General features: G+C 62.4%; 23 protein-coding genes. 14 read left to right on the top strand and 9 right to left on the bottom strand.

Annotated features, from left to right (window positions below):
• Nucleotides 1-6: 6 nt before the first annotated feature.
• Nucleotides 7-378 carry a response regulator gene (locus tag LHFGNBLO_RS22015; protein ID WP_023667574.1) on the bottom strand — a complete coding sequence of 124 codons (372 nt, stop codon included), beginning with the start codon at nt 376-378 and terminating at the stop codon, nt 7-9.
• A gap of 236 nt (nt 379-614) precedes the next feature.
• On the opposite strand from LHFGNBLO_RS22015, the gene LHFGNBLO_RS22010 reads away from it, so the two are divergent.
• Both LHFGNBLO_RS22010 and LHFGNBLO_RS22005 read left to right on the top strand, forming a co-directional pair.
• Nucleotides 615-914 (top strand): DUF3572 domain-containing protein, encoded by a 300-nt coding sequence (locus tag LHFGNBLO_RS22010; RefSeq protein ID WP_258601452.1) that lies wholly within the window; start codon nt 615-617, stop codon nt 912-914.
• Nucleotides 911-1,564 carry a hypothetical protein gene (locus tag LHFGNBLO_RS22005; protein WP_258601451.1) on the top strand — a complete coding sequence of 218 codons (654 nt, stop codon included), beginning with the start codon at nt 911-913 and terminating at the stop codon, nt 1,562-1,564. Before LHFGNBLO_RS22010 ends, LHFGNBLO_RS22005 begins: the two co-directional genes overlap by 4 nt.
• An 11-nt stretch (nt 1,565-1,575) precedes the next feature.
• Here the strand turns inward: LHFGNBLO_RS22005 and LHFGNBLO_RS22000 are convergent, their stop codons facing one another.
• The gene (locus LHFGNBLO_RS22000) at nt 1,576-3,102 is read right to left on the bottom strand and encodes a hypothetical protein (protein WP_258601450.1); all 1,527 of its coding nucleotides are present in this window, start codon (nt 3,100-3,102) and stop codon (nt 1,576-1,578) included.
• A gap of 107 nt (nt 3,103-3,209) precedes the next feature.
• Complete coding sequence (locus tag LHFGNBLO_RS21995; RefSeq protein ID WP_258601449.1) at nt 3,210-3,785, bottom strand: GNAT family N-acetyltransferase; 576 nt, start codon at nt 3,783-3,785, stop codon at nt 3,210-3,212.
• Between the two features lie 68 nt (nt 3,786-3,853).
• Here LHFGNBLO_RS21995 and LHFGNBLO_RS21990 point away from each other — a divergent pair, with 68 nt between their 5' ends.
• The gene (locus LHFGNBLO_RS21990; RefSeq protein WP_258601448.1) at nt 3,854-5,182 is read left to right on the top strand and encodes a DNA polymerase IV; all 1,329 of its coding nucleotides are present in this window, start codon (nt 3,854-3,856) and stop codon (nt 5,180-5,182) included.
• Nucleotides 5,183-5,192: 10 nt separating this feature from the next.
• Here LHFGNBLO_RS21990 and LHFGNBLO_RS21985 read toward each other — a convergent pair whose 3' ends face one another.
• Complete coding sequence (locus tag LHFGNBLO_RS21985; protein ID WP_258609848.1) at nt 5,193-5,699, bottom strand: hypothetical protein; 507 nt, start codon at nt 5,697-5,699, stop codon at nt 5,193-5,195.
• 155 nt (nt 5,700-5,854) lie between these two features.
• Here LHFGNBLO_RS21985 and LHFGNBLO_RS21980 point away from each other — a divergent pair, with 155 nt between their 5' ends.
• Nucleotides 5,855-6,736: a DMT family transporter gene (locus LHFGNBLO_RS21980; protein WP_258601447.1), complete on the top strand. Its 882-nt coding sequence runs from the start codon at nt 5,855-5,857 to the stop codon at nt 6,734-6,736.
• Between the two features lie 3 nt (nt 6,737-6,739).
• Here the strand turns inward: LHFGNBLO_RS21980 and LHFGNBLO_RS21975 are convergent, their stop codons facing one another.
• The 3 genes from LHFGNBLO_RS21975 to dnaE all read right to left on the bottom strand — a co-directional run bounded on the left by LHFGNBLO_RS21975 (nt 6,740) and on the right by dnaE (nt 11,496).
• A complete protein-coding gene (locus LHFGNBLO_RS21975) occupies nt 6,740-7,543 on the bottom strand; it encodes a potassium channel family protein (protein ID WP_258601446.1) in 804 nt (267 codons plus the stop codon).
• A 279-nt stretch (nt 7,544-7,822) separates the two neighbouring features.
• Nucleotides 7,823-7,957, bottom strand: a complete 135-nt coding sequence (locus LHFGNBLO_RS21970) for a hypothetical protein (RefSeq protein ID WP_258601445.1) — start codon at nt 7,955-7,957, stop codon at nt 7,823-7,825.
• 44 nt (nt 7,958-8,001) lie between these two features.
• A complete protein-coding gene (dnaE, locus tag LHFGNBLO_RS21965) occupies nt 8,002-11,496 on the bottom strand; it encodes a DNA polymerase III subunit alpha (protein ID WP_258609847.1) in 3,495 nt (1,164 codons plus the stop codon).
• Between the two features lie 278 nt (nt 11,497-11,774).
• Between dnaE and LHFGNBLO_RS21960 the strand changes: the two genes are divergently transcribed.
• On the top strand, nt 11,775-12,002 hold the full coding sequence (locus LHFGNBLO_RS21960; protein ID WP_258601444.1) for a hypothetical protein: 228 nt from the start codon (nt 11,775-11,777) through the stop codon (nt 12,000-12,002).
• A gap of 136 nt (nt 12,003-12,138) precedes the next feature.
• Complete coding sequence (locus LHFGNBLO_RS21955) at nt 12,139-12,558, top strand: hypothetical protein (RefSeq protein WP_258601443.1); 420 nt, start codon at nt 12,139-12,141, stop codon at nt 12,556-12,558.
• A gap of 24 nt (nt 12,559-12,582) precedes the next feature.
• Here LHFGNBLO_RS21955 and LHFGNBLO_RS21950 read toward each other — a convergent pair whose 3' ends face one another.
• Nucleotides 12,583-14,595, bottom strand: coding sequence for an acetyl/propionyl/methylcrotonyl-CoA carboxylase subunit alpha (locus LHFGNBLO_RS21950; protein WP_258601442.1), 2,013 nt, complete (start codon nt 14,593-14,595; stop codon nt 12,583-12,585).
• A 152-nt stretch (nt 14,596-14,747) separates the two neighbouring features.
• On the opposite strand from LHFGNBLO_RS21950, the gene LHFGNBLO_RS21945 reads away from it, so the two are divergent.
• The 7 genes from LHFGNBLO_RS21945 (at nt 14,748) to LHFGNBLO_RS21915 (ending at nt 20,189) form a co-directional block, all read left to right on the top strand.
• Complete coding sequence (locus LHFGNBLO_RS21945; protein ID WP_258601441.1) at nt 14,748-15,299, top strand: AAA family ATPase; 552 nt, start codon at nt 14,748-14,750, stop codon at nt 15,297-15,299.
• Nucleotides 15,300-15,408: 109 nt separating this feature from the next.
• The gene (locus tag LHFGNBLO_RS21940) at nt 15,409-16,536 is read left to right on the top strand and encodes an S-(hydroxymethyl)glutathione dehydrogenase/class III alcohol dehydrogenase (protein WP_258601440.1); all 1,128 of its coding nucleotides are present in this window, start codon (nt 15,409-15,411) and stop codon (nt 16,534-16,536) included.
• A gap of 68 nt (nt 16,537-16,604) precedes the next feature.
• A complete protein-coding gene (gfa, locus tag LHFGNBLO_RS21935; RefSeq protein WP_258601439.1) occupies nt 16,605-17,174 on the top strand; it encodes an S-(hydroxymethyl)glutathione synthase in 570 nt (189 codons plus the stop codon).
• Between the two features lie 64 nt (nt 17,175-17,238).
• Nucleotides 17,239-17,706 (top strand): YaiI/YqxD family protein, encoded by a 468-nt coding sequence (locus LHFGNBLO_RS21930; RefSeq protein WP_258601438.1) that lies wholly within the window; start codon nt 17,239-17,241, stop codon nt 17,704-17,706.
• Nucleotides 17,707-17,733: 27 nt separating this feature from the next.
• A complete protein-coding gene (locus tag LHFGNBLO_RS21925) occupies nt 17,734-18,408 on the top strand; it encodes a DUF1345 domain-containing protein (protein WP_258601437.1) in 675 nt (224 codons plus the stop codon).
• Nucleotides 18,409-18,514: 106 nt separating this feature from the next.
• A complete protein-coding gene (locus LHFGNBLO_RS21920; protein WP_258601436.1) occupies nt 18,515-19,396 on the top strand; it encodes a cytochrome b/b6 domain-containing protein in 882 nt (293 codons plus the stop codon).
• 1 nt (nt 19,397) lies between these two features.
• On the top strand, nt 19,398-20,189 hold the full coding sequence (locus LHFGNBLO_RS21915) for a molybdopterin-binding protein (protein ID WP_258601435.1): 792 nt from the start codon (nt 19,398-19,400) through the stop codon (nt 20,187-20,189).
• Between the two features lie 77 nt (nt 20,190-20,266).
• Here LHFGNBLO_RS21915 and LHFGNBLO_RS21910 read toward each other — a convergent pair whose 3' ends face one another.
• Nucleotides 20,267-20,692 (bottom strand): hypothetical protein, encoded by a 426-nt coding sequence (locus LHFGNBLO_RS21910; protein ID WP_258601434.1) that lies wholly within the window; start codon nt 20,690-20,692, stop codon nt 20,267-20,269.
• Nucleotides 20,693-20,902: 210 nt separating this feature from the next.
• Between LHFGNBLO_RS21910 and LHFGNBLO_RS21905 the strand changes: the two genes are divergently transcribed.
• Nucleotides 20,903-22,051, top strand: a complete 1,149-nt coding sequence (locus LHFGNBLO_RS21905) for a helix-turn-helix transcriptional regulator (protein WP_258601433.1) — start codon at nt 20,903-20,905, stop codon at nt 22,049-22,051.
• The last annotated feature ends 19 nt before the right edge of the window (nt 22,052-22,070 follow it).

Here is a 22,070-nt window from a genome sequence, read left to right as displayed (position 1 = left end):
TACGCATCAGGCATCGCCCAGATAGGATTTGATGGTTTCGATGAAACGCGGCACAGAGATCGGCTTGGAAATATACGCCTCGCAGCCGCCCTGGCGAATCCGCTCCTCGTCGCCCTTCATGGCGAACGCGGTGACGGCGATGACCGGGATGGAGTGGAGGTCATCGTCTTCCTTCAGCCATTTGGTCACTTCCAGACCTGACACTTCGGGCAGCTGGATATCCATCAAAATCAGATCCGGCCGGTGCTGGCGCGCCAGATCCAGCGCCTCCAGACCGTTGCGCGTGCGTACCGTCTCGTAGCCGCTTGCTTCAATGAGGTCCCGAAAGAGCTTCATGTTGAGCTCATTGTCCTCGACGATCATGACCTTCTTAGGCATCGATTTCCCGTCCCGGCCTGCCCTGTCCGAAGCCTGCCGCTCATGCGCCCTTTGTCGGAGCACACCAAACCCTTGTTCACTCTAAGGCAATTTGATTGACGAAACGGAAACCTGAAGCTGCAAAAGCTATTCGGATTCTACCTCGAAAACCGCATTGGGCTGGGACGGTGGCTTGCCGCAGGCGACGCTTGCGATTACTGCGGAAAAGAGACTCATTCCGCAACCAGAAGGTAGTGATGGCAAACGCAGCGTCAATGCGCGAGGAAGCGGAAACCATTGCCGTGAAGGCATTGGGCTTCGTCGCCACCGATCCGGAACTTCTGCCGCGTTTCCTGGCGATCACCGGCATTGAAGCGCATTCAATCAGGCGGGCGGCCAGTGAGCCGGGATTCCTGGCCGGCGTGCTGCAGTTCATTCTCGCCCACGAGCCGACCTTGTTGCGCTTCGCCGAGGAAACCGGCACGCCGCCGGCTTCGGTCGGCAAGGCCCTGCGGGCGCTGCCGCTTGGCGGCGACGATCACGAGCATTCGATATGAGCGACGATCCCGAAACGGCGCGGCAGATCGAGGAACTTGCCTCCGACGACCGGCCGCTGCTGGTGCTCGACGTCGATGACGTCGTGCTCGAATTCATCCGGCCGTTCCCGCATTTCCTGCAATCAAGGGGCTTTGGCTTGACGATGGCTTCCTTTCGCCTCACCGGCAACATTGCCGAAACAGCGAACGGCCGCCTGATCGAACAGCCGGAGGTGACGGCGCTTCTGGGTGAATTCTTCGATGCCCAGGCCGAGTGGCAGAGCGTCACCGACGGGGCCGCGGACGCGCTTGCCAGTCTTGGAGGGCGGGCGGAGATCGTCCTGCTGACGGCCATGCCGCACCGCCATCGCGCGGTGCGCCGCGCCCATCTCGATGCGCTGGGGCTGCCCTACCCGCTTTTGACCACCGAGATGGCGAAGGGGCCGGCAGTGGCGAAATTGCGTGGCGGCAAGGGCCGGCCGGTGGCCTTTGTCGACGACCAGCCCTCCAATCTCATCTCGGCGCGCAGTTCGGTCGCGGATGCGCATCTCTTCCATCTGATGGCCGACAACTCGCTACGCGCCTTTCTGCCGCCCGCGCCCGACGATATCGTCTCCGTCGAGGACTGGCGCGAGGCGGCGCCGAAGATTGCAGCGGCGCTCGGGCTGTAGATCCTGAACACTCAGGGTTTCAGGATCGCTCCCTCCCCGCCGCTATCGTCCTCGCCCGAGCTGTCATCCTCATCGACGCTGTCATCCACGGCGGGATCGGCAGGCTTGAGCATGACGCCGTTGACCGTGACCGAACCGTCGGCCTTGGCGTTGACAACCCATTCCATCCGGCCATCGGGCAGTGTCTTGCCAAAACCTTTCACCATGAGAGCGACGGGGACGTACTGCGCCACCTCCGGTTCCGACTTGGCCGCGGTCTGCAGGCTCTCGACAATCTTGTCGAAGCCAGCGACATCGACGGTGAGATTTGCGTCGGGCTTCTCGCCAGGGAACGTCATCTCACCTTCCAACGCGATCTCCATGTCGTTGTTCTTCACGCTGCTGTGGCCGATAACGACCTTCGGCGTCTTGGCCATGAAGTCGGCGGTGAGCTTGTCACCGAAATCAGCCGGCAACGGCGGATCCTGATTGAGATCAAAGGCTTCGATCGCCTTCTTCGCCATGCTGTCAAGATCGATGTTGGCGCCGCCGAAGTTCAGGTCGATATCGGTGGGCAGCAGCGCTACACTCCAGCTTGGCAGAAGCTCCTGTGGCACGGTCAACCCTGACGCCTTGATGCCATAGGTGATCTTGCCGTTCTGGGCGACGCCGTCGGTACCGAATGCGGTGCTGAGCTGCGCCGCGCCAAAATTGCCGACCGGGCTTTCCACCTTAAAATCCTTGAAACCGTAGGTTCCGTCGATCCGCTCCCACAACGGCAGCGCCGCAAGCAGAAGCGATTTGAGCTGCGCCTGGTTGGCCTTCAGCGTGGTTTCGTCTTCATTGGCCACGGCAAATGCCAGGAGATCGAGCAACGGCTTTGTCCGCACCCCCTTGCCGCTCGCCTCGACCGACAGTTCGGGCGACCTGACGGTGACCGGGAACTTCAGCCCGCTCTCAGGATCGTCGAAATCGATCGCTTCGACAAAGCTCGAAATCTTCTGCGACGTTGTGAAGTCGACGCCGCCCGTCGCGGACTTGGTCGCGGCAATGGTCGCAGTACCAGCGCCTGCGCTGACATCCACATGCTGCTTGGCATCCTTCGATGTCATCGTCATGCCGGCCATCGAACTGGTGGCGCTGGTGAATGCCGCCAGATTGGGGTCGTAGACGCCGGAACCCTTGCCGTCCTTGATTGAAAACTGCGTGCTTTGCAGCCCTTCAGGTCCATTGAATTCGAAGGACGCGCTTTGCGAAAAATCCATCGAAACATCCCAGGAGCCGTCGCTGCGCGGTTTGACCAGCAAGGCATAGGGCGCAAAGTCGAATTTCAGCAGCTTCTGGTCCGGCAAAGCTCCGGCAAGCGCCTTGAAATCGAACACGATCTTGTAGGCGCCGCCTTCGACCGAAACCTTCAGCACGCCTTTGTCGATCGCCTGCTTGCCGACATAGTGGGACAGGTTCTCGGACAGTTGCACCGCACCCTGGCCATCGACGGTCTGGCCGAAAGCAGGCGCGTTCAGTGCAAGAAGGAAAACGAATGGCAGGGCACGGTTCACGTAAATTCTCCGTTTGACCTAAAAGGAACGCTTCGTCCGTCTGGTATGAAATTACCGCTACAACCGCAAGGTGACATCAACGAAGCCGCCACATCGGCCAACTCTGGTCAAAGCACCAGCCGCATCAGCGGCCGGCCGGTCTTGCGCTCGACCAGCCGTTCGAAGCCGGCCTTCTCGAAGACCCGAGACGAGCCGACGAAAAGGCCGATTGAGCGCGAATCGCGTGACAGGTCGATCGGGCAGGCCTCGACCTGCCGTGCACCGTTCTGGCGCGCAAAGGCGATGCCGCCCTCGACCAGGCGATGGCTGATGCCTCGCCCCCTGGCTTTGACGCGGATGAAGAAGCACGAGATCGCCCACACGCCGGGATCCGAAGCATCAGCCGGATCGACAGGCGCCGACCCCCTGCCCTGGTTGTTCCACTCGGGCACGTCGGCGCGCGGGCCGATCTGCATCCAGCCGACCGCAGTGCCATCCTCGAAAGCCAGCAATCCGGGCGGCGGCCCGGCCTCGATCCGCGCCTTGATATGATCCTTGTTGCGTTCGCGGCTGCTCTCGCGGCGCACCGCCGGCGCCAGCCGGAAATGCGTGCACCAGCAGCCGTAGCAGGCGCCCTGCTTGCCGAAAAGATCTTCGAAATCCGTCCACAACTCGGGCGCCAGCGGGGCTATGGTCGTGCTCATACGCGCTCTCCCGGCCCGCCGCCTTGTAGCGGCTTCCGTCCTGACGTACCATTGGGTCTGTTCTCTTTATGTTCGCAGCGATGGCGGCCCCTGTCAACAATCCCGATCACGGTTTTTGCCGCGACTGCCTGACTTTTCAGCGTGGCGAGGCACGCCGCTGCGAGCGCTGCGGCAGCCCTCGCCTTGCCCGCCATCCCGAACTTTACCGGCTACATCTGGCCCATATCGACTGCGACGCCTTTTATGCGGCTGTCGAAAAGCGCGACAACCCTGCGCTGAAGGACCGGCCGCTGATCATCGGCGGCGGCAAGCGCGGCGTCGTCTCCACCGCTTGCTACATCGCCCGCATTCATGGCGTGCGCTCGGCAATGCCGATGTTCAAGGCGCTCGAAGCTTGCCCGGAAGCGGTCGTCATCCCGCCGGACATGGAAAAATATGTCCGCGTCGGCCGCGAGGTGCGCGCCCTGATGGAGGCCCTGACGCCGCTGGTCGAGCCGCTCTCCATCGACGAAGCATTTCTCGACCTTGCCGGCACCGAGAGGCTGCACGGCATGCCGCCGGCTGTGGTGCTGGCGCGATTTGCGCTGACTGTCGAAAAGGAGATCGGCATCACCGTTTCGGCTGGCCTTTCCTATTGCAAATTCCTGGCCAAGGTGGCGTCCGATTTCCGCAAGCCGCGCGGCTTTTCGGTGATCGGCGAGGCCGAGGCGGTCGGCTTTCTGGCAGAGCAACCGGTGACGCTGATCTGGGGCGTGGGAAAGGCCTTCGCCGCAAACCTGGAACGCGACGGTATCCGCACCATCGCCCAGTTGCAGCGCATGGAGCGCGGTGACCTGATGCGCCGCTATGGCGTGATGGGCGACCGGCTCTACCATTTGTCGCGCGGCGAGGACGACCGCCGCGTCCATCCCGATCAGGACGCCAAGAGCGTATCGGCGGAAACCACCTTCGACACCGACATCGCCACCATGGACGAACTGGTCCCTGTGCTCAGGGCATTGTCGGAAAAGGTCTCGGGGCGGCTGAAAAAATCAGGCATTGCCGGCCGGACCGTGGTGCTGAAGCTGAAGACGCAGGACTTCAAGCTGCGCACCCGCAATCGCCAGCTTGGCGACCCGACCCGGCTGGCCGACCGCATTTTCCAGACCGGGATCGAGCTGCTGCGCAAGGAGGCCGACGGTACGAAGTACCGGCTGCTCGGCATCGGCGTCAGCGACCTCTCGGACGACGACAAAGCCGACCCGCCCGATCTCGTCGACATCCAATCGCACAAACGCGCCATGGCCGAAGGCGCGATCGACACGCTGCGCGACAAGTTCGGCCGCAAGGCGGTGGAGACCGGCTATACTTTCGGCAAGGGCCGCAACGCCCATCCGCCAGAGCCAATCGAGGATTGAGGCTTCCCGATCAGGTTCGTTGCAGATCGATACGGCTGACGACAACGCTTTTGCCGGTTTTCGGGTCGACGTCGGTCGTGGTCAGCCGCATGCCATTCTCGCCCCGCTTTTCAAGCGTCATCTGCGCCTTGAGGTCGCCATTGACCTCTGTGGCCCAGCGAATCCCGAGATTGATGGCGTTTCCTGAACGGCTGCCGCTGAGTCCGGCAGTACCGCTGCGCGATCCGATATAGGTCCCGGCGTATTTTGCGCCTTTGACCTTGAGGTCGGCGCTGATGTTGCGAGAGACGACGATCAAACCGCGGCAGACCCCGTTGAGCGACAGTGAGGTCGCCGTTGCGTCAGACTTGAACGTGCAGGACACATTCACCGTTGGCGAATCGGTGGTCACCTTGACTTCGCCCTTTCCGGCAAAATTTCCGTCGAACGAACGAAGGAAATCGGCCTCGTCGGCGTGAGCGACGCCCAACCCCGCTAACAGGCAGCCAGCAAGTGCAAAACGGGCGAACGATTTCATGGGTTTTCCTCCGTTGGCAGAACGCCAATGCTGAGGGGTCAACGCCTGCCGCTGCGTCAGGTTCCGCTCTTGACGTTTCGAAAGCGGCGTGTTGGCCCAGTCGAATGCGGCGACTAGCGGTTGCGATAAAAGTCCCGGCTTGCGACATAGCGCGCATGGCACCCTCCCCTTCGATCCCCAAGGCCGCATTCTGGATGGCGCTGTCGATCGCGTCGTTTCTGGCGATGTCGGTCGCCGGTCGCGCCACGACAGCCGAGCTCAATGTCTTCCAGGTGCTGGAGCTGCGCTCGGTAATCGGCTTTTTCATCCTTCTGCCACTGGTGATGATGAGCGGCGGCTTTGCCGCGATGCGCACACAGCGCCCAGTCGCCCATCTCGCCCGCAACCTCATCCATTATACCGGCCAGGCGGCCTGGCTCTACGCGCTGACGCTTATCCCGCTGGCCGTGCTGATTTCGATCGAGTTCACGACGCCGATCTGGACGGCCCTTCTGGCGGTCGGCTTCCTTGGCGAAAGGTTGAGCCGGCCCAAGCTGGCGGCGATCGTGCTGGGGTTGGTCGGTGTGGTGATCATCGTGCGTCCCGGTGTCGGCGCGGTCGATCCGGGACATCTTATCGTGCTCGGCGCCGCGGTCTGCTTCGGCATCTCGGTGGTCATGGTCAAGTCGCTGACGCGGACAGACAGCGTCGTGCGCATCATCTTCTGGATGCTGATCATCCAGTCGGTGGTCGGCCTCATCCCGGCGCTCTACGAGTGGAAAAACCCGCCGCTCGAATTGTGGCCGTGGATCCTGCTGATCGCCTTCACCGGCATGTCGTCGCATTTCTGCATGGCCCGCGCACTTGGCTACGCCGACGCGACCGTCATCTCGCCGATGGATTTTCTGCGCGTGCCGCTGTCGGCGCTGATCGGCTGGCTGCTCTATAGCGAGCAGATCGACGCCTACACGGCCGGCGGCGCGCTGCTGATCCTGATGGGCAATTTGCTCAATCTGCAACGCAAAGCGACGAAACCGGCGGAGATCGCAGTATCTTAGCCGTCAATTGCCTTCGTCGGGTATATTGAGAACATGCCCGCAGGCCTTGCAGTGGACCGCGTCCGGCTCGTGCCGCTGCAGCCCACATTGCGGGCAGGGAAAGAACACCTTGGCCGGGCGGAAGAGCGCCTGTGCCAGCCTCACGAACAGCGATATGCCGATGATCATGGTGGCGATCGCCGTCAGCTTGCCCGCCATGCCCGGCAACACGATGTCGCCAAAGCCGGTCGTGGTCACCGTGGCAACGGTGAAATAGAGCGCGTCGATGTAGCCTTCGAGGCCGGACCCAGTGCGAAAGAAGAAGGTGTAGACGAAGCCGGTGATGATGAAGAGGAATGTCAGCAGATTGATCACCGCCTGGCTCGCCTCGCGCCATGGCTTGAGGCCGCGCATCTCAAAATGCCGCCACAAGGACCCACCACGCGACAACGACCACAGCCGCAGGATGCGCAGAAAACCGAGATTGGCGAGCGCCGCAGGCATCAGCAACGTCAGCAGGATGAAGGCATCGATCCATGATGTCGGCTGCTTCATCAAGCGCAGCATGTCGTTGGAGGCAAGCAGCCGGGCAATCATGTCGGCGGCGACCAGTGCTGCCACAGAATAATCGAGCCACAGAAACGAGGGCGAGTCCTGAAGGACAGGCGTGGCGATGAAGAAAGCGATGATGGCAAGGTCGATCAGGATTGCTGCCAGCTGAAACCGGAAAGCCGCCGGCGTGCGCCCGTGGTATAGCTTGCGCAGTACGTCGCGAAGCCGTGCCAGAGCTTGCTTTTGTGGTGGAGTGCCCTTGTTCTCAACCGTCATCAGATGGCGATAGCGCCGGGCGGACAAGCCGTCCAGTGCTCTCTGCCATACCACCGGCGAAACGACACGGCAAAACATGGCGCCCGGCAGGTGCAATGCACCAGCGCGCGCGACTTGGCTGCGCTCAATCCGCGATGCGCTGACCAACGATGGACGGTGCCACCTCCCGGTACGGTTTCTGGCTATCGGTTTGATGAGACGATGCCCACAAATCGATCCTATAGCCGGTGAAGGGGTTGCCTCAGGCCGTGTCGGCGCCTGGCAATACACGCTCGCCAATCACACCGGCCTGGCCTCGATCACACTGATGCGTGGCCCCGCCTCGATAACGTCGATGACGTCGAATCTGCCCCACGCCAGCAGCGACTTGAACTCTTCAGCCGTCCGCTCCTGGCCGTCCGGCGCGACCAGCATGTTGAGATCGGCGAACTTATGGCACGCCCCAGCCCGCCGACGGTCTATACAAGCTCCACTTCGACCACGCCCGGCACCGCGCGCATGGCCGATGCGATCTGCGGCGAGATGCGATAGCGGCTGGGCAGTTCGATCTCGACCTCGCCCTCGCCACCCTCCTTGATCAGCACGAAGCTTACCTGGCCTTCGCCCTTGACGGCAAGCTGGCCGGCCAGCGTGCCGATCGGCGCGGCATCGCGCACGAAGATGCGCAGGGCTTTCTGGATGCGGCTTGCCTCGTCCTCCAGCGATTGCACGGTCTGGATGCGCAGATTGACGCCTTCGGGCCGGTCCTCGGCCGACACGGTGATCACCACCGAACGGCCGGGCTCGAGCAGGTCGCGATACTGCGCCAACCCCTCGGAAAAGAGCACTGCCTCGTACTGGCCCGACGTGTCGGAAAAGGCCACGACGCCCATCTTGTTGCCGGTGCGCGTCTTGCGCTCCTGCTTGGTGGTGACGGTTCCAGCCAGCCGCCCGGCGGCAGCGCCGCGTTTGACGGCGGCCGAGAATTCGCCCCAGTTCTGCACCCGCATCTTCTGCAGTGCCGCCTTGTACTCGTCGAGCGGATGGGCGGAGAGATAGAAGCCGACCACCTGGAATTCCCTGTGCAGGCGATCGGCGGCAAGCCACGGTTCCGTCGCCGGCAGGTTGAGCGCCTGCGACTGTGCCCCCAGGGAGGCGCCAAAGATGTCGGCCTGACCGGAAACGGCATTCTGCTGCGCCAGCGACGCCAGTCCCATCATCCGCTCGACGCCCGCCATCATCGCGGCACGATCGTGGCCGAAGCAATCCAGCGCACCGGCGGTGATCAGGCTTTCGAAGACGCGCTTGCCGACGATCTTCGGATCGACCCTTTCGCAGAAATCGGCGAGGTTCTTGAACGGTTTTTCGCCACGCATGGCGACGATATGCTCGACCGCCGCGTCGCCGACGCCCTTGAGCGCCGCCAGCGAATAGAAGATGCGGTTCTCACCGACCTCGAAATTTCGGAACGACGTCATTACCGACGGTGCCAGCACCTCGATGCCGAGACGCAGCGCATCCTGGCGGAAATCGGCAAGCTTGTCGGTGTTGCCCATGTCGAGCGTCATCGATGCCGCCAGGAATTCGACCGGGTAGTGTGCCTTCAGATAGGCCGTCTGGTAGGAGACGACCGCATAGGCGGCGGCATGCGATTTGTTGAAACCGTAGTCGGCGAACTTTGCCAGCAGATCGAAAATGAAGTCGGCTTGCGGCTTGCCGACGCCGCGCTCGACCGCGCCCGAGACGAAGCGCTCGCGCTGCTTATCCATTTCGGCGCGGATCTTCTTGCCCATGGCGCGGCGCAACAGGTCGGCTTCGCCCAGCGAATAGCCGGACAGTTCCTGCGCGATCTGCATGACCTGTTCCTGGTAGACGATGACGCCTTGCGTCTCCTTCACCAAATGGTCGATCTTCGGATGGATCGAGGCCATCTCCTCTTCGCCATGCTTTCTGGCGTTGTAGGTCGGGATGTTCTCCATCGGGCCCGGCCGATAAAGCGCGACCAGCGCGATGATGTCCTCGATGCAGTCCGGCCGCATGCCGATCAGCGCCTTGCGCATGCCGGCACTTTCCACCTGGAACACGCCGACCACTTCGCCGCGCGACAGCATGGCGTAGGTGTCGGGATCGTCGAGTGGGATGCGGGCGAGATCGATCTCGATGCCACGGCGGCGGATCAGCTTGACCGCCGTTTCCAGCACCGTCAGCGTCTTCAGGCCGAGGAAGTCGAACTTCACCAGCCCGGCCTGCTCGACATATTTCATGTTGAACTGGGTGACCGGCATGTCCGAGCGCGGATCGCGGTACATCGGCACCAATTCCGACAAAGGTCTATCGCCGATGACGATGCCGGCGGCGTGCGTCGAGGCGTGGCGGTAGAGCCCTTCCAGCTTCTGCGCCATGTCGAGCAGCGTCTGCACGATCGGCTCGCGTTCGGCTTCCTCGGCAAAGCGCGGCTCGTTGGCAATCGCGTCGGCGAGCTTGACCGGATTGGCCGGGTTCTGCGGCACCATCTTGGAGAGCTTGTCGACCTGGCCATAAGGCATCTGCAGCACGCGGCCGACGTCGCGCAGCACCGCGCGGGCCTGCAGCGTACCGAAGGTGATGATCTGGCCGACCTGGTCGCGACCGTATTTTTGCTGGACGTAGCGGATGACCTCCTCGCGCCGGTCCTGGCAGAAGTCGATGTCGAAGTCGGGCATCGACACGCGGTCGGGATTGAGGAAGCGCTCGAACAGCAGCGAGAAGCGCAGCGGATCGATGTCGGTGATGGTCGTGGCGTAGGCAACCAGCGAACCGGCGCCCGAACCGCGGCCCGGCCCGACTGGAATGCCTTGCGCCTTCGCCCATTTGATGAAGTCGGCGACGATCAGGAAATAGCCGGGATACTTCATCTTCTCGATGACGCCGAGTTCGAAATCCAACCGCTCGTGATATTGTTCGACACTGTAGCCGGCAGTCGGGCCGTGTGCCGCCAGCCGCGCTTCCAGCCCCTCATGCGCCTGTCTGGCAAGCTCCTGCGCCTCCGCCTTCACCGCCGCATCGGCGTCGGCGACATCGCCGCCGGCAAAGCGCGGCAGGATCGGGTTTCGGGTCTTCGGATAGTAGGAACAGCGCAACGCGATCTCGACGGTGTTGTCGATCGCCTCCGGCAGGTCGGCAAACAGCTTCGCCATATCGGCCTGGCTGCGCAGGAAATTGTCGGGCGACAGCCGGCGGCGGTTGTCGGCGGCAACGACCGAACCTTCGGCGATGGCGATCAGCGCATCATGCGCCTCATAGTCGTCGCGCGAGAAGAAAAACGCCTCGTTGGTCGCGACCAGTGGCAAGTCATGGATATAGGCCAGATCGACCGACGATTTCTCGATGGCCCGGTCATAGCCAGAAACCCGGTCCAGTTCGACATAGAGCCGGTCGCCGAACAGCGCCTTGAGAGCCAAGAGCCGCGCCTCGGCCAGATCGCGGCGGTCTTCCTTCAGCGCCCGGCCGATCGGGCCACGCGGCCCGCCTGAGAGGCAGATCAGCCCATCAGAGTGGCCCTGCAGCATCTCGGTGGTCAGATGCACGGGCTCGCCGGGCGGCGTTTCGAGATAGACGCGGCTGACCTGCTTGACCAGATTGCTGTAGCCGGCCTCGGTCGCGGCAAGCAGCACCACGGCGCTCATCTCAGGTCCATGACGGCGACGGTCGCGCTGGGCGTCGCTCGTTTCGCCGGAAAAGACGAGATCGATCTGGCAGCCGATGATCGGCTGGATGCCGTCTTTCACCGCCTTCTGGGCAAATTCGAGCGCGCCGAACAGATTGTTGGTGTCGGTGACGGCGATCGCCGGGCACTCGTCCTGCACCGCATGGCCGACGACCTTGCCAAGCTGCAGCGCGCCTTCGAGCAACGAATAGGCTGAATGCACGCGCAGATGGATGAAAGGCCGCGCCGGCACTTCCGGCCTTGCCGCTCGCGCAATGGCCTCGCGCATCAGCGGATCGCGTGTCGTTTTTTCGTCTGCCACTCGACTTGGCTTTCAATCTGTTCGGCGAATCTGGTTGTCGTCATAATCTAGGCTCCCGTTTCGCCGCCCGCCAGCACTCCCGCTCTCGAGATGCACTGATCCCCGAAAAACCGACCGTTTGAGCCAAGGAGCCGTCAGCGCCCGAGATCGATCCGGCCAGTGTGAAGCGCTTCATGGTCGATGGGCACCGGTATCGGCACGCTGCCGACCGTGAACGAAATCATCTTTTTTGAGAGGAGATGTTCATGGCCAGTCGTTTTGTCGTCGATCTATCCGGTCTCAAGCTCGCCAAGGGCATGGATGAGAAACTGGCGAAAACCATTCAGCGCGCGGTGCTGGCGTCGATCGCCGAAACGCACACGCAGCCGGAACTCGTGCTGCATTTCCCCAGGGAATGGCTCGGCCTGGTGGCACACATCGATCAGCTCAAGCTTCCCGCGCTCGACAAAGAGATCAACGGAATGCTGCGCTAACCGGCATTTGCTGCGCTGAACTTCGGCACGGAAAGAAATCATGGTCAAACATAGAGATAGCGCCCCATCCCGATCCTATTGGGATGGATCAGGCTCTGACATCATGTCTGTCGGCCCGGCATATGCAAAAAGGGGCGTGGCGAGCCCGAAAATCGCCACTGACGGCGAAAAGTCCTGTCCGAGCGCCCGCGCCGTACCAGGAGCGCTATTGATTGGAGTGGTCGGGCCGGACGGCACTGTCCAGCCGATCCCGACACGCCTCGAAATCGATGCGGATTTCGTCGATCTGGCAAGCAAGAAGGGCGTACCCGAAGCGCGCTTCCGGTTTGCCGGCCGTTGCGTCGAAGGCAAATGCAAACAGTGGACCGGCAATTCCTGCGGTGTCATCGAAAAGGTGCTGACCGGCATGGTCGACCAGGCGGTCGAGCCGGCCGAAAACCTACCGCGCTGTGTCATCCGCGGCTCCTGCCGCTGGTACAGCCAGCGCGGCGCGGATGCCTGCCGCGCCTGCGTCTATGTCGTCACCGATCAGAGCATGGTGGCGGCGCCAGCCTGACCGCCCACGTGCATCGCGGAAGGATCAGGCGAACTCCATGATCACGGCATCGACGGCCAGGCTGTCGCCCGGCTTGGCGTTGAGCTTCGACACGGTGAGGTCGCGCTCGGCGCGCAGCACGTTTTCCATCTTCATCGCCTCAACCACGGCCAAAGTCTCACCGGCCTTGACCTCCTGGCCCTCGGCAACGGCGATCGACACGACAAGGCCGGGCATCGGGCAAAGCAGCATCTTCGAGGTGTCCGGCGGCACTTTTGCCGGCATCAGCCTTTCGAGCTCGGCAATGCGCGGCAGCATGGCGCGTGCGGTCACCGACATGCCCTTCCAGGCGATGCGAAGCCCGTTCGGCAGCGGCCTGATCTGCGCCGCGATCTTGGCGTGGCCGACCGTGCCGCGCCAGATGAGCTCGCCCGGCCGCCAGTCGGAGGCGACGGTCAGCGCCTTGCCGCCGTCGATCGACAGATCGAGTTCCATCGGAATGGAGATCATCCCCTCGAGAATGGCGGCCGAAAGGTAATCCTGGCCGATCTTCACCACCGAATCCCGCTTCAGCGCCCCGGAATGCGGCGCCAGCCGCCCGCCCAACCGGTCGAGCCGGTCGCGGCGCAGCAGTTCGACCGCGGTGGCGACCGATGCCAGCACTGCTTTTTCCTCGCTGTTGGGCACGATCGGCGTGAAGCCGTCGGGATACTCCTCAGCGATGAAGCCGGTCGATATCAGCCCTTCCCGCCAGCGCGGATGCTGCATGAGCGCTGCCAGAAACGGGATGTTGTGCTCGATGCCGTCGACGACAAAACTGTCCAGCGCCTCCGACATGGCGTCGATGGCGGCCAGCCGCGTCGGCGCCCAGGTGCACAGCTTGGCGACCATCGGGTCATAAAACATAGAAATCTCGGAACCTTCGGTGACGCCGGTGTCGTTGCGGATGACGACATCGCCGAACCGTCCTTCCTCCGGCGGCCGATATCGTGTCAGTCGGCCGATCGACGGCAGGAAATCGCGATACGGGTCTTCGGCATAGAGGCGGCTTTCCACCGCCCAGCCGTTCAGCTTGACGTCGCTTTGCTTGATTGAGAGCTTTTCGCCGGCGGCGATACGGATCATCTGCTCGACGAGATCGATGCCGGTGACGAGTTCCGTCACCGGATGCTCGACCTGCAATCGCGTATTCATTTCAAGGAAATAGAAGTTCTTTTCGCTGTCGACAATGAACTCGACCGTGCCGGCGCTCTGGTAGTCGACGGCCTTGGCCAGCGCCACCGATTGCTCACCCATGGCTTTGCGGGTCTTGGCGTCGAGGAACGGCGACGGTGCCTCCTCGGCGACCTTCTGGTTGCGGCGCTGGATCGAGCATTCGCGCTCGCCGAGATAAAGCGTGTTGCCATGCGCGTCGGCCAGCACCTGGATCTCGATATGGCGCGGATCGACGACGAATTTCTCGATGAAGACACGGTCGTCGCCGAACGAGCTTTTGGCTTCCGAGCGTGCCCGATCGAAACCGTCGCGCACCTCCGACTGGCTCCAGGCGATGCGCATGCCCTTGCCGCCGCCGCCGGCCGAGGCCTTGATCATTACGGGATAGCCGATCTCACCGGCGATCTTTTCCGCATGGTCGGCATTCTCGATGACGCCGAGCCAGCCGGGCACGGTCGAAACCTCAGCGGCGTTGGCGAATTTCTTCGATTCGATCTTGTCGCCCATCGCCTTGATAGCCTTGGGCTTGGGGCCGATGAAGACGATACCCTCCGCCTCCAGCGCCTCGCAGAATGATGCGCGCTCGGAGAGGAAACCGTAGCCGGGATGCACGGCCTGCGCGCCGGTTTGCTTGCAGGCAGCGATGATCTTTTCCGGCAAGAGATAGCTTTGCGCGGCAGGCGAAGGCCCGATATGCACCGCCTCGTCGGCCATTTCGACATGCACTGCGTCGCGATCGGCATCCGAATAGACCGCGACGGTGGCGATGCCCATCTTGCGCGCCGTCTTGATCACGCGGCAAGCGATCTCGCCGCGGTTGGCGATCAGGATCTTGGTGAACATCAAGGCGTTTCCCTCGGGTCTTTCCTCCTTCTTATGGGCTTCGGCACGTGGGCTCAAGCACTGTGCCGCTATACAGGCGATCAGCAGCTTCCGGCTTGCCAAGCAGACGCCACTCGACGAAAGCTGCGCCGCCACCACAGGAAAGCCGATGAATGCAAAATGCCGTGCATACCCTTTTGATCACAGGTCCGGCCGGGGTCGGAAAATCCACCGTTTGCTGGGAGATCGGTGCGAAGCTCGCCGACGCGCAAATCGCCCATGCAATCGTCGAGACGGACGAAATCGACCGCGTCTACCCCCGACCAGGAGCCGAGGAACTGGAGAGACTGCGGCCCGGCACAACCGATGTCAGCACCATCAATCTGGCGGCCATCTGGTCGACCTATCACGCCCTGGGGCATACGCGATTGATCATGTCCGGCGTCATGATGCATCTGGGCTTCGATATCAGCTGGATCCTGGCCGCGATACCCAACGCCGAAATCACCGTCGTGCGCCTGCAGGCCTCGGAAGAGACACTGGCTGAGCGACTGTCGCGGCGCGAAATCGGATCCGGCGCCGGGGAACAGTTGCAGCGCACGCTACGCCAGGCGCGTCGCATGGCGGATGAGAACCGTGAAGGCCTGCTATGCATTCTGACGGACGGCAAAGGACCTACCGAGCTCGCGGAAACGATCTTGCGGGAAACCGGCTGGCATGGCTGACAGAAACGCGGACGAATGATTTTGCGCCATCATTGGTCGTCAAAACGGGTTGAATCAGCATGAAAATACTGAGAGCTTGGGTGCAAAATCGCTTGGGAGGATTTGTCTGATGAAAACCCGCGCCGCTGTCGCTGTCGCCGCTGGAAAGCCGCTGGAGATCATGGAGGTCGACCTCGACGGTCCGCGCGATGGCGAAGTGCTGGTCGAGATCAAGGCGACCGGCATCTGCCACACCGACGAGTTCACGCTGTCGGGCGCCGATCCCGAAGGCCTGTTTCCGGCCATCCTCGGCCATGAGGGCGCCGGCGTTGTCGTCGATGTCGGCAAGGGCGTCACTTCGGTCAAGAAGGGCGACCATGTCATCCCGCTCTATACGCCGGAATGCCGGCAGTGCCCGTCCTGCCTGTCGCGCAAGACCAATCTGTGCACCGCCATCCGTGCCACGCAGGGGCAAGGGCTGATGCCGGACGGCTCGTCGCGCTTCTCGATCGGCAAGGACAAGATCTTCCATTACATGGGCTGCTCGACCTTCTCCAACTTCACTGTGCTGCCCGAGATCGCGCTGGCCAAGGTCAATCCCGACGCCCCCTTCGACAAGATCTGCTACATCGGTTGCGGTGTGACGACCGGCATCGGCGCGGTGATCAACACCGCCAAGGTCGAGCAAGGCGCGACGGCGGTCGTCTTCGGCCTCGGCGGCATCGGCCTCAACGTCATCCAGGGCCTGCGCCTTGCCGGCGCCGACATGATCATCGGCGTCGACCTGAACAACGACAAAAAAGCCTGGGGCGAGAAATTTGGCATGACGCATTTCGTCAATCCGAAGGAGATCGACGGCGACATCGTCCCTCACCTCGTCAACATGACCAAGCGCGGCGCCGACCAGATCGGCGGCGCCGACTACACTTTCGACTGCACCGGCAGCACCAAGGTGATGCGCCAGGCGCTGGAAGCCTCGCATCGCGGCTGGGGCAAGTCGGTGGTCATCGGTGTCGCCGGCGCCGGACAGGAGATCTCGACCAGGCCGTTCCAGCTGGTCACCGGCCGCAGCTGGATGGGCACCGCCTTCGGCGGCGCGCGCGGTCGCACCGATGTGCCCAAGATCGTCGACTGGTACATGGACGGCAAGATCCAGATCGACCCGATGATCACCCACACGCTGAAGCTCGAGGACATCAACAAGGGCTTTGACCTCATGCATGAAGGCAAGTCGATCCGCAGCGTCGTCGTTTACTGAGGAGAAGAAAGCCGCCGACCGAAGGGCCAGCGACTGAAGTTGCACAGGTTCAACAAGGGAGGAATGAAATGCCTGAGAAATTGCATCCAAAGATCGACAATGGATTGCCCAAGGAAAGCGCAAGCTTTGCCGGCGGCACGCTGGTCTGCGCCTGCACCAGCAAGCCGGTGAAGGTGAAGGTCAAGGGCCAGATCGCCCACAACCACGCTTGCGGCTGCACCAAATGCTGGAAGCCGGAAGGTGCAGTGTTCTCGGTCGTTGCCGTGGCAGGCACCGGCGATGTGACCGTCACCGAGAACGGCGACAAGTTGAAAGTGGTCGACCCGAGCGCGCTGATCCAGCGCCACGCCTGCACCGGCTGCGGGGTCCACATGCACGGACCGGTCGAGCGCGACCATCCCTTCAAGGGCCTGTCCTTCATCCATCCCGAGCGCTTCGTCGAGGACGGCTGGTCGCCTCCCGGCTTCACCGCCTTCGTCTCATCGATCATCGAATCCGGTGTCGACCCGAAGCGGATGGACGGCATTCGTGCGCAGCTGAAGTCAATCGGCATCGAGCCCTACGACTGCCTCAACCCCGGCCTGATGGACTACATCGCGACATGGACCGCGAAGAAGTCCGGAGCTTTGCCGGCCTGACATTGTTCGATTTCAGCCACGGGGCCGGACAAGTCTCCGGCCCCGTGCTCGTTTTGGAGAGACGATGCCCGCACCTGCCATCTACGTCGATGCCGATGCTTGCCCGGTCAAGGCCGAGGTCGAAAAGGTCGCCGAGCGCCATGGCGTCGTCGTTACCTATGTCTCCAATGGCGGCTTGCGGCCATCGCGCGATCCGATGATCCGCAACGTCGTGGTGTCCAAAGGCGCCGACGCCGCCGACGACTGGATCGTCGACAACGCGCACGCCAACGACATCGTGGTGACGGCGGACATCCCCCTTGCTGCCCGTTCTGTGGCGTTGGGCGCCCACGTGCTCGGGCCGACCGGTCGCCCGTTCACGCCGGAGACCATCGGCATGGCGGTGGCAATGCGCGACCTCAAGCAGCATTTGCGTGAAACCGGCGAAAGCAAGGGCTACAATGCCAGCTTCGCGCCGCAGGACCGCTCGCGGTTTCTCGGCGAACTCGATCGCATCTTGCGACGGGCACTCAAATCGGCCACACCGGATTGATCCGAACGCCTTTTCAGGGGCTGGGCCATGGTTGACGACACCTCCGTCACGGCGCCGACGCACCGGCACAAGCAGTTCGCTGTGTCCGCTGCTATCGGTGTCGCTGCACTCGTCGTTGCACTGCTGCTCAAAGCGCCACTCCCCTACTCGATTGGCGCCAACGCCTTTTTTGCTGCTTACGTCGGCCTCGTACTTGCCCTGATGCCACGGCTTACCGGCACCTATCTCAGCAAGAATGCGCGCGCCACCGACCTGCCGGTTCTGGTGATCTTTGCCGTAACGCTGTTCGTCGTCGTCATCGCCATCGGCTCGCTGTTTCAGCTTATCAACCAGAAGGACAGCGCGCTGTTGGAGCTCGTCTTCGCACTGCTGTCGATCCCGCTCGGCTGGTTCGCCATCCATGCCATGGCGGCGCTGCATTATGCCCATGTCTACTGGATGGACGGCGATGAGATCGACGCCAAGACCAAGAAGAAGGCCCCGGTAGGCGGACTGCTTTTTCCGGGCGACAAACGACCGGAGGGCTGGGATTTCCTATACTTCTCAGCGGTTATCGGCATGACGGCGCAGACCGCCGACACCAACATCTCGACGACGCATATGCGCCGTGTCGTGCTGGTCCATTCGATCCTGTCGTTCTTCTTCAACACGGTGATCGTCGCCGCCGCGGTCAATCTCGCCGTCAGCCTCGGCAGCCCGTAATAATTCCGTGATCGGATGAAACATCGCTTTGGCTGGCGACGTATTGGGAGGAGAACCATAATTTGAAAGGCCGCGACGAGATTGTACGGCCGGGAAGACGGGAAAAATGGAATCTGTTGCCAGGAGCCAGTCCACTGCCGGGGCGGATACCGCCGTCCCGAAGGATGAGACGCTGATCTATCGGCAGTCGCGCTGGACAAGGCTGACGCACTGGCTCTGGGCCATCTCGCTGTTCTTCATGCTGCTTTCCGGCCTGCAGATCTTCAATGCCCGCCCCCAGCTCTATATCGGCAAAGAGTCGGGTTTCGGATACAACAACACGATCTTCGCCATCGGCGCTGAAAACACTGCAAGCGGGGCCCGCGGCTACACCGAAATCTTCGGCAAGCGGTTCGACACCACCGGCGTGCTCGGCTGGTCGGGACCGGCGGGTCAGGAGACCTCCCGCGCCTTCCCGTCCTGGGCCACGATCCCGTCCTACTATGATCTCGGCACCGCCCGTGTCGTCCATTTCTTCTTCGCCTGGATACTGACCACGACACTCGTCGTCTGGCTGGTCGCCAGCCTGATCAACGGCCATCTGCGCCGCGACCTTGCCCCGCGCATCGATGATCTCAGGCGGCTGCCGCGAGACATCATCGACCACGCCAAACTCAAATTCCACCACACACGCGAATACAACACGCTGCAAAAGATGGCCTACGGCGGCGTGCTGTTCGTGCTGCTGCCACTGATGATCATCACCGGCCTTGCCATGTCGCCGAGCATGAATTCGGTGCTGCCGTTCCTCAACGATCTGCTCGGCGGCCGGCAGACGGCACGCACCATCCATTTCGTTGTCATGGTGCTGCTGGTCGGCTTCTTTGTCATTCACATGCTGATGATCCTCGCCGCGGGGCCGATCAACGAGCTGCGCTCGATCATTACCGGCTGGTACCGGACCGACCCGCCGGCGCATAACGACAGAACGCCCGAGAGGAGCGCCTGACATGCAAAAGTTCCAGATCAGCCGCAGAAAATTCCTGACCTCGGCCAGCCTTGGCGTTTCCGGCATCATGCTGTCGGGCTGCGATGCCTTCGACAGCCAGCTTGGCGTCGGCGACGGCCTGCGCGGCTTCCTCGAAAGTGCCAATGGCTTGACATATCGCGCACAACGCTGGCTCGCCGGCAGCAATGCGCTGGCGCCGGAATTCACCGAGGCTGACATCCGCCAGCCGCAGCGGCCGAACGGCGTCACCGCACCCGACGACGATGTCTACAAGGGACTGCTCGCCAACAATTTCGCCGATTGGCGGCTCGAAGTTTCCGGCCTTGTCGAAAAGCCGCTGTCGCTGACCCGCGAGCAACTGATGAACATGCCGAGCCGCACGCAGATCACCCGCCACGACTGCGTCGAAGGCTGGAGCTGCATCGCCAAATGGACCGGCACGCCGCTGTCGCTGGTTCTAGACCAGGCGGTGGTCAAGCCGCAGGCGCGTTACGTCATGTTCCATTGCCTCGACACGATCGACCGCAGCCTGTCCGGCGACATCAAATATTACGGTTCGGTCGACCTGATCGATGCCCGCCACCCGCAGACGATTCTTGCCTATGGACTCAACGGCAAGCCGCTGCCGGTCGAGAATGGCGCGCCGCTGCGTGTCCGCGTCGAGCGCCAGCTCGGCTACAAGATGCCGAAATATCTCTACAAAATAGAACTGGTCGACGGCTTCGCGAATGTCGGCGGTGGTCGCGGCGGCTATTGGGAAGACAATGGCTATGACTGGTACGGCGGAATCTGAACCATCCCGCAAAAGGGTGATCGGCCCGTCGGGGGCGACGAGCCGATCGCACGCCGATAGCAAGTGAGCCCCCCGGCTCAATAACCGGCGTAAATCCATTGGCAATTGTTGTAGGAATCGCAGCTGTAGTACCAATAGCCGTCGCGCGACGTTTCGCCGGCCGAAGTGGCCGTGCTGGCGACCGCATCGGCCTTCTTGGCGTCGGCGCCCATTTCCTTCGCCATGATGGCCATCTTGCCCGCATCCATCAGCGTCGGCTTGCCGTCCGTCACCTTGGTGCCCTGTTCGGCCACCGGGCCGGCCTCGGCCAGCATTCTGGCCGCGACAAGCATGGCCTCGCCGTCTTTGTCGGCCTTGGCGATGTTGGCAAGCGCGACGGCGGTTTCCACTTTCGTGCGCGCGTCGGCCAGTTTTTCCGGCGTCATTTCATCGGCAAAGGTCAGATTTGTCGACCCAATACCGGCTGCGAAAGCAAGAGCAATAACCTTACGAAGCATGGTCATGTGTTGTTCTCCCTGAGAAGCGGACGTCCCTGCCCGACAGTAATGCAGTTTCGGCGGCCGAAGGCCCTACCCAAAAGGATAGGGGGGCATCGTTTGACAAGCGCTCGCCTCTCGCCGACGATGACCTTGGGGTGTCCGACGAAAATTCGTATTCGGGCATGGCATCTGCTCCGACGAGGAGCATTGTGCCGGAACTCGTGGGGCGGGCTCTTGACCTTTATGCAGAAGCGCGAGGCGCAGTTCCTCGACGCCCTCTATCTCGGTGTGCGCGACAGGGCCGGGTTCGACGCCTCGCTCGAACTCCTTGGCAGCCTGTTCGATGTGACGACGGCGATACTGCTGGATTTCGACGCAGCGCGGCCGGAAGTATCGGCCCAGGCCACGATCGGCCAGTTCAAAGGCGAGGCAATGCAGCGCTACCAGCGCGATTTCGCCACGCTTGATCCAGCTCCCAGGGCATTCATGGCACAGCCTGCCGGCACAGCCATCCCCACCTACCGCCTGCTTCCGGAAGAGACCCGCAAACCCGGCGTTTTCTTCAACGAGTTTTTCCGGCCATTGGGGCTGGAGGAATGCCTTGGCGGAACGCTGGCGACGACAAAAGGCCGTTTTGCCATGGTCGGCCTGCAGCGGACGCCCGACCGAGACCCTTTCGACGATGCGGACATCGCCAGGCTCGAAGCGCTCATGCCCCACCTTGCGCGGGCTTTGCAGCTTCGCCGCGGATTCCTCGAGCTCGAGGGGGCTGCCGGCGCCATGTCAGAGATCTGCAACCGGCTCGCGGCCGGCGTCGTGGCGCTTGACGAACATGGGCGCAGCCTCTTCATCAACGCTGCCGCGCGAAAGATGGCCGTCGTCAATGACGGCCTGTCGATCGACCGCGGCGGCCGGCTTTTCGCCTTGAACCGTGCCGCCAGCAACCGGCTCGCCGAACTCGAGAACGACGTGCGGTCAGGCGGCGCAGGCGGTATCGCGCGAGCACCCCGTGCCGCCGGCAGGCCTGCCTACACGATCATGGTCGCACCGTTCTTCATCGATCACGGAGTGGACAAGGGAAAATCGCGGCCGCGCGGGGTGATGTTCGTCATTCATGATCCGCTGCTCAAGCTTCGGTCGGACGCGCAAACGATCGGCGCCCTCTTTGGCTTGCCGAAGGGCACCGCCCACCTTGTCGCCGCGATCGCTGCAAATGAGGATCTGCAGGCATATGCCGAACGAGTCGGCATTTCGATGAACACGGTCCGCTATCATCTCAAGGCGGCTTACAGCCGGACAGGCGTGCGGCGGCAATCGGAACTGGTAAGGCTGGTCACCACCGCCTTGCGTGATCTCACCGACCATCGCGACAATGGCGCTTAGACCGGCGATCGCGGTTCGG

Origin of the sequence: Mesorhizobium sp. AR10, assembly GCF_024746795.1 — a bacterium.
GTDB lineage: Bacteria > Pseudomonadota > Alphaproteobacteria > Rhizobiales > Rhizobiaceae > Mesorhizobium.
The sequence above is the reverse complement of the archived record's forward strand: the minus strand, read 5'-3'. Positions and strand labels throughout refer to the sequence as shown.